General features: G+C 69.2%; 15 protein-coding genes. 12 read left to right on the top strand and 3 right to left on the bottom strand.

The window, feature by feature from the left end; genetic code table 11:
• The 9 genes from FV220_RS26215 to FV220_RS20580 form a co-directional block, all read left to right on the top strand.
• Positions 1-256, top strand: a 256-nt coding sequence (locus FV220_RS26215; RefSeq protein WP_147833055.1) for a DUF2497 domain-containing protein, incomplete at its 5' end; no start/stop codon positions are given.
• A 97-nt stretch (positions 257-353) separates the two neighbouring features.
• Positions 354-3,089 carry a valine--tRNA ligase gene (locus FV220_RS20615; RefSeq protein WP_147833054.1) on the top strand — a complete coding sequence of 912 codons (2,736 nt, stop codon included), beginning with the start codon at positions 354-356 and terminating at the stop codon, positions 3,087-3,089.
• Positions 3,086-3,808, top strand: a complete 723-nt coding sequence (locus tag FV220_RS20610) for a DUF2459 domain-containing protein (protein ID WP_147833053.1) — start codon at positions 3,086-3,088, stop codon at positions 3,806-3,808. Before FV220_RS20615 ends, FV220_RS20610 begins: the two co-directional genes overlap by 4 nt.
• A 93-nt stretch (positions 3,809-3,901) precedes the next feature.
• Positions 3,902-5,443 carry a Do family serine endopeptidase gene (locus FV220_RS20605; RefSeq protein WP_147833052.1) on the top strand — a complete coding sequence of 514 codons (1,542 nt, stop codon included), beginning with the start codon at positions 3,902-3,904 and terminating at the stop codon, positions 5,441-5,443.
• A 245-nt stretch (positions 5,444-5,688) separates the two neighbouring features.
• Positions 5,689-6,162: a hypothetical protein gene (locus FV220_RS20600; protein WP_147833051.1), complete on the top strand. Its 474-nt coding sequence runs from the start codon at positions 5,689-5,691 to the stop codon at positions 6,160-6,162.
• 42 nt (positions 6,163-6,204) lie between these two features.
• On the top strand, positions 6,205-6,750 hold the full coding sequence (locus FV220_RS20595; protein WP_056141826.1) for a hypothetical protein: 546 nt from the start codon (positions 6,205-6,207) through the stop codon (positions 6,748-6,750).
• 10 nt (positions 6,751-6,760) lie between these two features.
• Positions 6,761-7,618, top strand: a complete 858-nt coding sequence (gene kdsA, locus FV220_RS20590; protein WP_056141823.1) for a 3-deoxy-8-phosphooctulonate synthase — start codon at positions 6,761-6,763, stop codon at positions 7,616-7,618.
• A gap of 104 nt (positions 7,619-7,722) precedes the next feature.
• Positions 7,723-8,076, top strand: coding sequence for a hypothetical protein (locus tag FV220_RS20585; protein WP_056250711.1), 354 nt, complete (start codon positions 7,723-7,725; stop codon positions 8,074-8,076).
• A 154-nt stretch (positions 8,077-8,230) separates the two neighbouring features.
• Complete coding sequence (locus tag FV220_RS20580; RefSeq protein WP_147833050.1) at positions 8,231-8,749, top strand: hypothetical protein; 519 nt, start codon at positions 8,231-8,233, stop codon at positions 8,747-8,749.
• A gap of 24 nt (positions 8,750-8,773) precedes the next feature.
• Here the strand turns inward: FV220_RS20580 and queF are convergent, their stop codons facing one another.
• Complete coding sequence (gene queF / locus FV220_RS20575; RefSeq protein WP_018043795.1) at positions 8,774-9,241, bottom strand: preQ(1) synthase; 468 nt, start codon at positions 9,239-9,241, stop codon at positions 8,774-8,776.
• A gap of 354 nt (positions 9,242-9,595) precedes the next feature.
• Here queF and eno point away from each other — a divergent pair, with 354 nt between their 5' ends.
• The 3 genes from eno to FV220_RS20560 all read left to right on the top strand — a co-directional run bounded on the left by eno (position 9,596) and on the right by FV220_RS20560 (position 12,233).
• Positions 9,596-10,885: a phosphopyruvate hydratase gene (gene eno, locus FV220_RS20570; RefSeq protein ID WP_018043794.1), complete on the top strand. Its 1,290-nt coding sequence runs from the start codon at positions 9,596-9,598 to the stop codon at positions 10,883-10,885.
• A gap of 164 nt (positions 10,886-11,049) precedes the next feature.
• Complete coding sequence (locus tag FV220_RS20565) at positions 11,050-11,466, top strand: DUF393 domain-containing protein (RefSeq protein ID WP_018043793.1); 417 nt, start codon at positions 11,050-11,052, stop codon at positions 11,464-11,466.
• Positions 11,467-11,576: 110 nt separating this feature from the next.
• Complete coding sequence (locus tag FV220_RS20560) at positions 11,577-12,233, top strand: DUF1345 domain-containing protein (RefSeq protein ID WP_147833049.1); 657 nt, start codon at positions 11,577-11,579, stop codon at positions 12,231-12,233.
• Positions 12,234-12,247: 14 nt separating this feature from the next.
• Here the strand turns inward: FV220_RS20560 and FV220_RS20555 are convergent, their stop codons facing one another.
• Positions 12,248-13,129: a WecB/TagA/CpsF family glycosyltransferase gene (locus tag FV220_RS20555; RefSeq protein ID WP_147833048.1), complete on the bottom strand. Its 882-nt coding sequence runs from the start codon at positions 13,127-13,129 to the stop codon at positions 12,248-12,250.
• A partial coding sequence (locus tag FV220_RS25830) for a hypothetical protein (protein WP_210245955.1) occupies positions 13,126-13,418 on the bottom strand: 293 nt, incomplete at its 5' end. The genes FV220_RS20555 and FV220_RS25830, both read right to left, overlap by 4 nt.

Below are 13,418 nucleotides of genomic sequence, written 5' to 3'. Positions count from 1 at the left end.
CCCCCGCCCCGAGCCGGTGGAGGCCCCGCGCGAGAGCCTGAAGCAGCGCCTCGTGTCCGACATCACCGATGCCAGCGTCGGCCATGCGTTCCAGCTTCTCGCCGGTACGAGGGTGAGCCAGAATGCCCGGACCATCGAGGACATGGTGCAGGACATGCTCCGGCCGATGCTGCAATCCTGGCTCGACGACAACCTGCCGGGCATGGTCGAACGCCTCGTCCGCGCCGAGATCGAGCGCGTGGCGCGGGGCCGCTGACCGCCCTGCGATGTTGACGCGGGGGGCGTGACGGGGTGAAAGCGGGCCAACACGCGGGCTGACACCCGCCCCGCACGAACTGGCCCGACGCAAGCCCATGATGGACAAGACCTTCGATCCCGCCGCCGTCGAGGCGCGCATCGCGTCCGCCTGGGAGGCGGGTGACGCCTTCAAGGCCGGCCGGCCCGAGCGCGCGGACGCCCGGCCCTTCACCATGGTGATCCCGCCGCCGAACGTCACCGGCAGCTTGCATATGGGCCACGCCCTCAACAACACCCTGCAGGACATCCTCTGCCGGTTCGAGCGCATGCGCGGGCGCGACGTGCTGTGGCAGCCGGGCACGGACCATGCGGGCATAGCGACCCAGATGGTGGTGGAGCGCCGCCTCGCCGAGGCGAAGGAGCCGGGCCGGCGCGAGCTCGGCCGCGAGGCCTTCGTCGAGAAGGTCTGGGCATGGAAAGCGGAGTCCGGCGGGGCCATCGTCAACCAGTTGAAGCGCCTGGGCGCCTCCTGCGACTGGACGCGCGAGCGCTTCACCATGGGCCTGTCCGGCCAGCCCGACGACCAGATGGTCCGGGCCGTGACGAAAACGTTCGTCGATCTCCACGCGCAGGGGCTGATCTACCGCGACAAGCGGCTCGTGAACTGGGATCCGAAGTTCCAGACCGCGATCTCGGATCTCGAAGTGCTGCAGGTCGAGGTGAAGGGCCATCTCTGGCACTTCGATTATCCGATCGTCGACGAGGCCGGAAACGAGACCGGCGCGGTCATCACGGTGGCCACCACCCGGCCCGAGACCATGCTGGGCGACACGGCGGTGGCGGTCCATCCGGACGACGAGCGCTACACCCATCTCGTCGGCAAGCACGTGCGGCTGCCGCTGGTCGGCCGCCTCATCCCCATCGTCGCCGACACCTATTCGGACCCGGAGAAGGGCACGGGTGCCGTCAAGATCACGCCCGCGCACGACTTCAACGATTTCGAGGTGGGCAAGCGGGCCGGCTGCACGCCGATTAACATCCTGGATCCGGAAGCGCGCATAACCCTCGACGGGAACGCGGCTTTCCTGAAGGACTCGAACCCGGAGCCGGAGGCCCTGGCCCTGCACGGCCTCGACCGGTTCGAGGCGAGGAAGCGCGTCGTCGCCCTGATGGAGGCGCGCGAGCGGCTGCGGCTCACCGAGCCCAACACCCATGCGGTCCCGCATGGCGACCGCTCGAACGTCGTCATCGAGCCCTACCTCACGGACCAATGGTACGTGAACGTGAAGCCCCTGGCCGAGCGCGCCCTCCAGGCGGTGCGCGACGGGCAGACCAGGTTCGTTCCGGAGAATTACGAGCGGACCTTCTTCCAGTGGCTGGAGAACATCGAGCCCTGGTGCATCTCGCGCCAGCTCTGGTGGGGCCACCAGATCCCGGTCTGGTACGATGACGAGGGCGGCATCTTCGTGGCCTCCGGCGAGGTCGAGGCGCAGGCACAGGCCGATGCGAAGCACGGACGCACCGTTGCTCTGCGCCGCGACGAGGACGTCCTCGACACGTGGTTCTCCTCCGCCCTGTGGCCGTTCTCGACGCTCGGCTGGCCCGACGCGACGCCGGAACTCGACCGCTACTATCCGACCGATACCCTGGTCACCGGCAAGGACATCATCTTCTTCTGGGTCGCCCGGATGATGATGCTCGGCCTCCACGTCACCGACCGGGTGCCGTTCGCCACGGTCTATCTCCACACCCTGGTGCGCGACGCGTCGGGCGCCAAGATGTCGAAGTCGAAGGGCAATGTCGTCGATCCCCTCGGTTTGATCGACCAATACGGGGCGGATGCCCTCCGTTTCACCCTGGCCGCCATGGCCGCGCAGGGCAGGGACATCAAACTCGCGGTGAACCGCGTCGAGGGCTACCGCAACTTCGCGACGAAGCTCTGGAACGCCTCGCGCTTCGCCGAGATGAACGGCTGCGTGCTCCGCGCCGATTATCGTCCGGAAGACGCCACCGAGACCCTGAACCGCTGGGCCCTGGGCGAGGCCGCGCGCGCCGTGGCCGAGGTGTCGGCGGCACTCGACGCCTACCGCTTCAACGACGCGGCGGCGGCCGCCTACCGCTTCGTCTGGAACATCTTTTGTGATTGGTATCTCGAACTGGCCAAGCCGGTGCTTCAGGGCGAGAGCGTCGATGCCGGCCTCAAGGCCGAGACGCAGGCCACGGTGGCGTTCCTGATCGACCAGATCGCCAAGCTGCTGCACCCGTTCATGCCGTTCCTCACCGAGGAGCTCTGGGCGATCAAGGGCGAGGGCATCGCCGAGCGTGGGCTCCTGGCGCTGGCGCCCTGGCCCGACCTGTCGGGGCTGGCGGATGCTCGGGCCGAAGCCGAGATCGGCTGGGTGGTGGACCTCGTCTCCGAGATCCGCTCCGCCCGCTCGGAGACCAGCGTGCCGGCCGGCGCCCAGATTCCCCTGGTCATCGTCGGCGCCGACGAAGCCCTGTGGGCGCGGGCAACGCAGTGGCAGGACACGCTCCTGCGCCTCGCCCGCCTGTCGGACATCTCCTTCGCCGAGACCGCGCCGAAGAACGCGGTCCAGCTGCTGGTGCGCGGCTCGGTGGCGGCGCTGCCCCTGGAGGGCATCGTCGACCTCAAGGCCGAGGTCGCCCGCCTGAACAAGGAGGCGGTGAAGGCGGCCTCCGAAATCGGGAAGATCGAGGCCAAGCTCGGCAACGTCGATTTCCTCGCCCGCGCGCCCGACGAGGTGGTGGACGAGCAGCGCGAGCGCCGCGACGCGGAAGCGGCACGTCTGGAGAAGATCCGGGAAGCCCTGGCGCGGTTGTCCGACGCGTGATCCTGCGCCGGCTGGGCCAGGGCCTCGCCGGCCTGTTGGCCCTCCTCGTCCTCGCCGCGATCGTCACGGCGAGGCCCGGCGACCCCGCTCTCTATCCCGCCCCCGACGACGACTCAGAAAAAATCGAACTCGTCAGCCACGGCTGGCATTCGGGTCTCGTGATCCCGCGCGAGGCCCTCACCGGGGAGGGCGCCGGCACGGCGCTCCGCCACATCGCCACCCGCTTCCGGGCCTATCCGGGGATCGAGTTCGGCTGGGGCGAGGCCCGCTTCTACCGGGCGACGCCGACCCTGGCGCAGTTCGACCTGCGCCTCGCCCTCGAAGCCCTGTTCACCCCCGGCGGCCGCGAGGGCGTCGTCCAGGTGGTGGGCCTCGAAGACGATACCCGCACGAGCTTCCCGCATTCGGACATCGTCCCCATCCGGGTCTCGAAGGCCGGCCTCGCCCGCCTGCTCGCCCGCCTCGACGCGAGCTTCCGCCTCGCCGACGACCTCCCCATCGAGGGTGGCCCCGGCCTCTACGGGCCGAGCCTGTTCTACGAAGGGCAGGGCCGCTTCAGCGCCGCCAATGTCTGCAACCACTGGGCCGCCCGCCTCCTCAACGCCGCCGGCCTGCCGATCACGCCCATCCTCGACACGCACCCGGCGGGATTGCTGCTGGATCTGAGATGGCGCGCGGGGGCGAGGGCGCTCCCTCCTCCCAACCTGTCCAAACCGTAATCTCGGCGACACGGGCGGGTCAGGCTGAGGTCTCTACACAGTGGGTCATGGCCCCGCTCAGCGGGGACACGACATTTCCGGAGAGCCCAGTCCATGATCTCGTCCACCTCTCGCCTGCGCCGTAACGCCCTCGCCTCCGTCGCCGCCATCGCCATCGCTGCGACGGGAGCCGCGGGCATCGGCCTGACCCAGCCCTCCACGCCGGCCTATGCCCAGGCCCTGTCGAAGAATCCCATCGACGTGCCGGACCATCCGCCCGGCTCCTTCGCCAGCGTGGTCGACAAGGTGAAGCCCGGCGTGGTCGCCGTGAAGGTGAAGCTCGACGACAGCGCCGGCATGGACGACGATGACGGCCCCGGGCAGGGCCAGGGCCAGCAGGTTCCGCCGCAGCTGCGCGAGTTCTTCAAGCGCTTCGGCCAGGGCGGCCCGGGGCAGGGCCAGGGCCAGGGCTTCGGCGGTCCCTCGCCCAAGCGCCAGGGCCAGCGCGGCGCCATGGGCTCGGGCTTCATCATCTCGGCCGACGGCTACGTCGTCACCAACAACCACGTGGTCGACAAGGCCAAGACCGTGCAGGTCACGCTCGACGACAACCGCACCCTCGACGCCAAGGTCATCGGCAAGGACCCGAAGACCGACCTCGCGCTGCTCAAGATCACCGAAGGCGGCACTTTCCCCTATGTCTCGCTGGGCAAGACCGCGCCCCGCGTCGGCGATTGGGTGGTGGCCATCGGCAACCCGTTCGGCCTCGGCGGCACGGTGACCGCCGGCATCGTCTCGGCCCGTGGCCGCGACATCGGCGCCGGCCCCTATGACGACTTCCTCCAGATCGACGCGCCCATCAACAAGGGCAATTCCGGCGGCCCGACCTTCAATGTCGGCGGCGAAGTGGTGGGCGTGAACACCGCCATCGCCTCCCCCTCGGGCGGCAGCGTGGGTCTCGCTTTCGCGATTCCCGCCGAGACCGTGCAGGCGGTGGTCGATCAGCTCCGAGCGGACGGCAAGGTGGCCCGCGGCTATCTGGGCGTCCAGGTCCAGCCGGTGACGAAGGACATCGCCGACGGCCTCGGCCTCGACAAGGCCAAGGGCGCCCTCGTCGACCACGCCGAACCCGGCACACCGGCGGCCAAGGCCGGCCTCAAATCCGGCGACGTGATCGAATCGGTCAACGGCGCGTCGGTGAACGATGCCCGCGAATTGTCCCGCCGCATCGCCGGCCTGAAGCCCGGCGCCAAGGTGGAGCTCGCCTATCTGCGCGGCGGCAAATCCGACACCGCCACGGTTGAGCTCGGCGCCCTGCCGAACGACCCGAAGGCGGGCAACGACAACCGCAGCAGCTCGACGAGCGACGGCCAGCCGCGCCTGGGCCTCAGCCTCGCCCCGGCCGCGCAGGTCGGTGCCGGCGACGAGGGCGTCGCGGTGATGGATGTCGACCCCGACGGCCCCGCCGCGGCCAAGGGCATCGAGCAGGGCGACATCATCCTCGATGTGGCCGGCTCCAGCGTCTCGAAGCCCTCGGAGATCGCCGAGCGCATCAAGGCGGCCGAGGCCAGCGGCCGCAAGGCGGTGCTGATGCGGGTCAAGAGCACCAAGGGCGTGACCCGCTTCGTCGCCGTGGCCCTCAACAAGGCCGGCTGAACACCCGCTCTGCGGCCCGACGTTGACAAGTCCAGCCGCCTCGCAGACGACCTTTCCATCAGCGCCGGCCCGTTCGTTCGGGCCGGCGCTTCGTGTGACGGCATCCAAGACCGACGGGACCGAATCTTGCTTCGAGCGCCGAGGTGCCTTCGCGCACGCCGAGGCCGGATCCTGTCGCAATCCAGAGACATGACGGAGCGAGGCTGCGGGTCTCCTGATGCGAGCACGGAGGGGGGGAGAATCCGATGCAGGTTCTGAAGCGGATGTTGATGGCCGGCCTGCCGCTTGCGGCCCTCGCCTCGACGATGGCGGCGACAGGGCCTGCCCGCGCCAAGTCCGTGGCGGCGAAACCGGTCTGGGCCACGGGCACCTTCGTCTTCGCGGATCTCTGCACGGCGACCGAGAGCGGCGAGCGGGCAGGGCGGCGGATCACGCTCAGGCGCTCTCCCACCGGCGACGTCCTGGTCTACGAGACCGCATCCCAGTCGGCGCAGGCCGAGAGCCTCACCCTCGACGACGACACCAAGACCTTGTCGTTCCTGGTCGGCGGCGAACGGGGCCATGTCGCGTTCCGTGGATCGCTGGCGACGGATGCGCTGGTGGGCACGGTGGAAGACGAGACGGGCGCCTATCCGTTACGACTGCGCCGGGTCCTCCGCTCGCACGCCCACGAGGCCTGTCCCCCGGATGTGACGGGATCGATCGGAACGCGACGCTGAGATCGTTGGGCTCGAGCGGCGGCCTGCTTTAGGATCGGGCCCATGAAAGCCCGATCCCTCCCATCCATCGCCTGCCTCCTGACCGCCATCCTCCTGTCCTCGGCACCGGATCCGGCGAGGGCGACGGAATCCTGCGACCGGCTCACCGCGCGGATGATCCGGGCCACCGGGGCGTCGCTGGCCGGGCGCGAGGCGTCGCTCGCCGTGTTCCGCGCCGAGGATGCCGATCGCATGAGCCTCGATTGCCGGGCGCCGGCGCGGATGGCGTTCGGGTCACGCGACCATGAGCCGGCCGGCGCCTATTTCGTCCTGATCGGGCTGGCGGCGGAAGGGCTGACCGGCGCGAAGGCCGGCATGGTCGAGATCCTGGCCCGCACGCTTCATCGGGATTCCCGCCTCACGGGAATGCCGCAGGCGGGACGGGCAGGGAATGCGGCCCTGCGATGCGAGACGAGCGGGCAGGGGCTCGCCGACGCGCTCGGCCTTGGCGGCCCGGCGCCGGACATCACGCGCTGCATGCTCACCCGGCATCGTCGGGCGGTCCTTCGCCGTCGCGCCGGCCTTTTCGACGGGGCCCAGTCGGGCTAGACCGGGCGCCATGTCCGAACCCGCTCGCTCACCCGCCGGTCCCGTCGTGATGGCGGGGTCCACCGCCTTCGCCAACCATCTGCCCTTCGCGCTCATCGCCGGCCCGTGCCAGCTCGAGAGCCGCGACCACGCCATCGAGATCGCCGACGCGCTCAAGGGCATGACCGACCGCCTCGGGATCGGCCTCGTGTTCAAGGGCTCGTTCGACAAGGCCAACCGGACCTCGGGCTCCACCGCGCGCGGTCTCGGCCTCGCCGGGGCGCTGCCGATCTTCGCCGAGATCAAGGAGCGCTTCGGTCTTCCCGTCCTCACCGACGTCCATGAGGTGGCCCAGTGCGCGCCGGCGGCGGAGGTCATCGACATCCTCCAGATCCCGGCCTTCCTGTGCCGGCAGACCGACCTGCTCCTGGCGGCCGCCGCCACGGGCCGCGTGGTGAACGTGAAGAAGGGCCAGTTCCTCGCCCCCTGGGACATGGCACACGTGGCCGCCAAGGTGACGAATGCCGGCAACCCGAACGTCCTCGTCACCGAGCGCGGCGCCTCCTTCGGCTACAATACGCTGGTCTCCGACATGCGCAGCCTGCCGATCATGGCACAGGTCACGCACGGTGCCCCCGTCGTGTTCGACGCGACCCATTCGGTGCAGCAGCCGGGCGGGCAGGGTGCCACCTCCGGCGGGCAGCGCGAGTTCGTGGCGGTGCTGGCCCGCGCCGCCGTGGCGGTGGGGGTCGCCGGCCTGTTCATCGAGACCCATCCCGATCCGGATCATGCTCCGTCGGACGGCCCCAACATGGTTCCTCTCCGGGCGATGCCGGCGTTACTGGAGACCTTGCAGGCTTTCGATCGCCTGGCGAAGTCCAGCCGCTGACCGAGACTCGTCACCTGGACTCGTTCGTACGGCCATGACAATGGAACCAACCCGTCTTCATCCCGTTGTCATCACTTGAATGTGACAACGATTTGAGGAGCCCCATGCGCAAGTTCGCACTGATCACGGCCGTCACCCTTTCCCTCGGCGCCATGGCTGCCGGAACGGCGGCGGAAGCCCGCCCCGGACACGGTCATGGCTATGGTCGCGGCGGCCATGGTGGTTACGCCCACGGTGGCTACGGCCATCGCGGTTATGGACATCGTGGGTATGGCAGCCGCGGTTACGCCTACGGTGGTGGCCATCGTCGTGGCATCGGAACCGGTGCCGCAGTCGGCCTGGGCATCGCGGGCTTGGCAGCCGGCGCCATCGCGGCCGGAGCCGCGCGGGATTCCTATTACAACAACGGTTATGGCCGCCCGGCTTATGGTCGGCCCGCCTACGGCTACGGCTACTGAGCCGACGCACCCGAAACTTCGTGCGAGAAGGGCGGCCGGTTTTTACCGGCCGTCTTTTTTTTGTGTTCCGATCCCGGCCGCATGGCCGGGTGGTTGCGGGATGGGCCGCACGGTTGCATGGAGGCCCCGTTTCGAACAGGTGGGGACCCGCGCAATGCCGATCATCGCAGCCGTCTTCGGCGCCCTCGTCGCCGGACTGGTCTATTGGATCAAGTACGGCAACGGGATGGAGCATATCGACAACGCGGTGCGAGACTGGCGCGGCACCCGCCGCCGGATGGCGAGCGAACGGCAGATCCGCTCCGCACCCCTGCGCTCCCTCCGCCATCCCGCCGATGCGGCCGGCGTCCTGATGGAAATGGTCGCCCGTCTCCGTGGCGTACCGACGCCCGAGCAGGAGGCCGTCATCACGGCGCAGATGCGCGGCATCGTGGAGGCCGGGGACGACCTCGATGCCCGGATGGTGTTCGTCCGCCACGCCGCCGCGCAGGCTCCCGATACGACGCTGGCCATCAAGGTCCTGGCGCCAATCCTGCACGATGCCCTGAGTTTCGCGGAGCGAGACCATTTCGCCGACATGCTCCGGACGGTCGCGGAGGTCCATCAAGGTCCCATCGAGGCACAGGAACGCCTGATCGACGAGATCGTCCGCGCCGTCGCCGAAGATCGGTGAGGCAGGATGCGGCTTCGCCGAGGCTCAGCCGCGGCCGCGATAGGGCGCGATCCCCTGGTCCGGCAGCCAGATGGCTTTCGGCGGCTCGCCGGTCTGCCAGAACACGTCGATGGGGATGCCGCCGCGCGCGTTCCAGTAGCCGCCGATGCGGAAGTACCGGGGCTTGAGCAGGTCGACGAGGGTGAGGCCGATGCCCACGGTGCAATCCTCGTGGAAGGCGCCGTGATTGCGGAACGCGCCGAGATAGAGCTTCAGCGATTTCGATTCCACGAGCCAGAGGTCGGGCACGTAGTCGATCATCAGGATGCCGAAATCGGGCTGGCCGGTGACCGGGCAGATCGATGTGAATTCCGGCGCGGTGAAACGCGCGAGGTAATCGGTCTTGGGATGCGGATTCGGCACCCGGTCCAGGCGCGCCGCCTCCGGAGAGGCGGGCAGGGGGGTGGCCTGGCCGAGTTGCAGGCCGTCGGAGGAGGGGGGCGGGCTGGTCATGTCCGCCGCTATAGCGCACCGGTCGCGGCAAGGGAACGTGTCGCCTCGATTCCCCGTATGAAATCAAGGGCGTAGACGCGGCCGGCGAAGTCCGGCCCTTCGCCCGCCGCATGGCCTCGCGGGATGGCCCGAACGGACCGCTTCAGAAATTCTCGCGCGCTCCGCAAAGATTTGTCACGGTCCCAAGCCCTCCGCGCACAGGGGGACGCTTGCCGGACGCGGCGTGTTGACGGATAAGCCTGCCCTGGATCAGACCGGTTCCGCTGGCTCATCCCTCGGTTGAGGGGTTCCCGCGGGATCATGACGGCTCGGGCGAGCGCCCGCCGCACCACATCTTGAGAGCTAGGGGCACGCATGACCGCGATCACCAACATCGCCGCCCGCGAGATCCTCGACAGCCGGGGCAACCCGACCATCGAGGTGGACGTCCTGCTGGAGGACGGCTCCTTCGGCCGTGCCGCCGTGCCGTCGGGCGCCTCCACCGGCGCCCACGAGGCGATGGAGCTGCGCGACGGCGACAAGGGACGCTACGGCGGCAAGGGCGTGCGCAAGGCGGTGGCCGCGGTCCGCGGCGACATCCTCGACGCCATCGGCGGCATGGATGCCGAGGACCAGATCGCCGTCGACGAGGCGATGATCGAGCTCGACGGCACCCCCAACAAGGCGCGGCTGGGCGCCAACGCCATCCTCGGCGTCTCGCTCGCCGTGGCCAAGGCCGCCGCCGAGACCGCCGGCCTGCCGCTCTACCGCTACGTCGGCGGAACCCAGGGGCGGGTGCTGCCGGTGCCGATGATGAACATCATCAACGGCGGCGCGCATGCCGACAACCCGATCGACTTCCAGGAATTCATGATCATGCCGGTGGGCGCCTCCTCGCTCGCCGAGGCGGTGCGCATGGGCGCCGAGGTGTTCCACACCCTCAAGGGCGCGCTCAAGAAGGCCGGCCACAACACCAATGTCGGCGACGAGGGCGGTTTCGCCCCCAACCTCCCCTCGGCCGAGGCCGGGCTCGACTTCGTGATGGAATCGATCCAGGCGGCCGGCTTCAAGCCCGGCACCGACATCGTGCTGGCGCTGGACTGCGCCGCCACGGAGTTCTTCAAGGACGGCGCCTACCATTACGAGGGCGAGGGCCAGACCCGCTCGATCGAGGCCCAGGTCGATTACCTCGCCAAGCTCGTGGATTCCTACCCGATCCTGTCCATCGAGGACGGCATGTCCGAGGACGACTGGGCCGGCTGGAAGCTCCTGACCGAGAAGGTCGGCAACCGCTGCCAGCTCGTGGGCGACGACCTGTTCGTCACCAACGTCACCCGCCTGTCGCGCGGCATCGCGGAGAACACCGCCAACTCGATCCTGGTGAAGGTCAACCAGATCGGCACCCTCACCGAGACGCTGGCCGCCGTCGATATGGCGCAGCGCGCCGGCTACACCGCCGTGATGTCGCATCGTTCGGGCGAGACCGAGGATTCCACCATCGCGGATCTCGCCGTCGCCACCAATTGCGGACAGATCAAGACCGGCTCGCTCGCCCGCTCGGACAGATTGGCCAAGTACAACCAGCTCATCCGCATCGAGGAAGGCCTCGGCGCGCAGGGTCGCTACGCCGGCAAGGCCGCGCTCAAGGCCTTCGCCGCCCGCTGACCCGCGGGGGGCGTCCCGAAACACGGGTGCCTCTCCGACATCACATCGAAAGACGGCCACACCTCCGCTTCCATCGAGGCTGTGGCCGTTTCGCGTGTATCGGCGTTGTCCCCGGACACGGTCTCCCTCTCTGGAGCCGATGATGAGGGACGGTACCGCCCACCATGACCCCACCCGCCGCACTGACCGTCTATTACGACGGGGCCTGTCCGCTCTGTTCCGCCGAGATCCGGACCTACCGGCGTAGCCGCGGGGCCGAACGCCTCGCCTTCGTCGACGTCAGCGGCGACGACGCCCCCGCCACGCTCGGCCCCGATCTCAGCCGCGAAGCCGCGCGGGCGCGTTTCCACGTCCGGGACGATCAGGGCCGCCTCGCCTCCGGGGCGTCGGGCTTCATCCGGCTCTGGCGCGAGTTGCCCGGCTGGGGCTGGCTCGCGACCCTCGCGAGTCTGCCCGGCATGCCGATCCTGGCCGAGGCCGCCTATCGCGGGTTCCTGCCCCTGCGCCCTCATCTCGCCAGGCTGTTCTCCCGCTTCTCGGGGACCTCCTGCGACACCGCCTGCCGCCCACCCAAGGCGTGATACCGGGCCATCCGCCGGGTCCCAGTGAGCGCACCTCTTCTCACGGGGATGCGATGACCGCTCGGCGCGATCCGGCGTTATAGCCGGGGGCCGGAGCGCGAGGCCCATCGATGCAGAACCCCTTCCAGGCCTTCCTGCTGCGCCCGCGGCTTCTCGGGGCGATCGTGTTCGCGGTGGTGCTGTCGGTGGCCCTGCCCTTCGCCTCGATCTGGACGCGCCTCCTCGTCGGCTGGTGCGTCGGCGTCGTCGTCTACACCGCCCTGGTGATCTGGCGGACCTCGTCCCTGTCGCAGGACTCCCTGCGCCGGGAGGCCTCGCAGCTCGACGACAGCGCTCCGGTGATCTCGCTCTTCGCCATCCTGGCAGGGCTCGCGAGTTGCGGCGCCGTGGCGATGCTGGTGATCGGAGGGCGGGAGCCGGATGCGCCGCGCCTCGCCCACTTCACCCTGGCGGTCATGACGATGCTCTGCGCCTGGGTCTTCGTGCAGGTGATCTTCACCGTGCATTACACTCACCTCTACTACGGCGAGGTCGAGACGGGCCGGCACCGCGGCGGCTTGGATTTTCCGGGGAACGAGGATCCGGATTTCTGGGACTTCCTCTACTTCTCCGTCACCATCGGGGCGACGTCGCAGACCTCGGATACCGACATCACCAGCAAGACCTTCCGCCGGATCGTGACGGCACAGACCGTCTACGCCTACCTGTTCAACACCAGCGTCCTGGCCCTGGCGGTGAACATGGCCGCAGGCTTCGCGCAGCATTGAGCGCGGAGGAGGGGTCAGGCTCCCTTCGCCCGTCTCCCGACGAGATCGTCCTTCTCGGGCTCCGCCAGCACCATCGCCTCGCCGGTCTTGCCCTCGCCTTGCCGCGCGCGCCGACGGTCGCCGCTGCGCGTGAGCATGAGATAGAGGGAGTGGGGATTGGTAAGACAGTATCGCCAGAACAGGCGCCGGGGTTCCTGCACCAGCCGCCAGAGCCATTCGAACCCGACCCGCTGGACCCAGGACGGTGCCCGGCTGCGGCTTCCGGAGAGGAAATTGAACAGGCCGCCCGAGGTCTTGATCAGGGCGACGTTGCGCAGGAGCGGACCGTGATCCCGCACGAAGGCCTGCTCGCGCGGTACCCCCAGGGCGATCCAGAGAATGTCCGGCGCCAGGGCGTCGATCTCCGCGATCTTGTCCGTCAGCGCGTCGCCCGCGAGGTAGCCGTGGTGATGACCGACGATGCGCAGCGCCGGATACAGGCGCTGCGTCGTCGCCACCGCCGCGCGGTTCTCGTCCTCCGTGGCGCCGTAGAGATAGAAGGTCAGGCCCTCCGCGGCGGCCTTGCGGGCGACCTCGTGATAGAGGTCGGTGGTGGCGACCCGCACGGGCAGGGCCCGGTCGCCGACGACGCGTGACAGCGTCACCATCGGCTGTCCGTCGGCACTGATGAGATCGGCCATGTCCACCAGCCGCGCGAACTCGGCATCCCGTGCGTGCCGCGACATCACCTCACCGTTGGCCGAGGTGAAATAGAGGGGCGTTCCGGGTCTCGGATGGAGGCGCACGGCCTCGGCCATCCTATCCACGGTCTCCTGCATTCCCAGAGCCGCGATCGACATCCCGCCGAGAAAGGTCACGGGAACCTGCCCGAGGACCGCCCGGGACGGCGTCGTCATCGTCCCCCTCCCACCAGCGCAGCGGCGCCCGAAACGCTGAACGATGTGGTCGAGGCGCGCTTCCCCGCGGGACGCTTGGCCGAGGCGGGATTGTCGAACGACGGTGTCACGGCCTGTTCCGGTTCGTGGGGCGGCTTGAGTTCGGCGCGGGATTCGGGCTCGGGACGGATATGGGATCTGACCGGACGTGCCGGCTCCGCTCGCGCTACGGGTTCGACGGCCGGCTTGCTATCCGCCTCCTTCACTCCGCCGCGAAAGAAGGCCATGGGGGATCGCCGGGGTGTGGGGA

Origin of the sequence: Methylobacterium sp. WL19, assembly GCF_008040005.1 — a bacterium.
GTDB lineage: Bacteria > Pseudomonadota > Alphaproteobacteria > Rhizobiales > Beijerinckiaceae > Methylobacterium > Methylobacterium bullatum.
The sequence above is the reverse complement of the archived record's forward strand: the minus strand, read 5'-3'. Positions and strand labels throughout refer to the sequence as shown.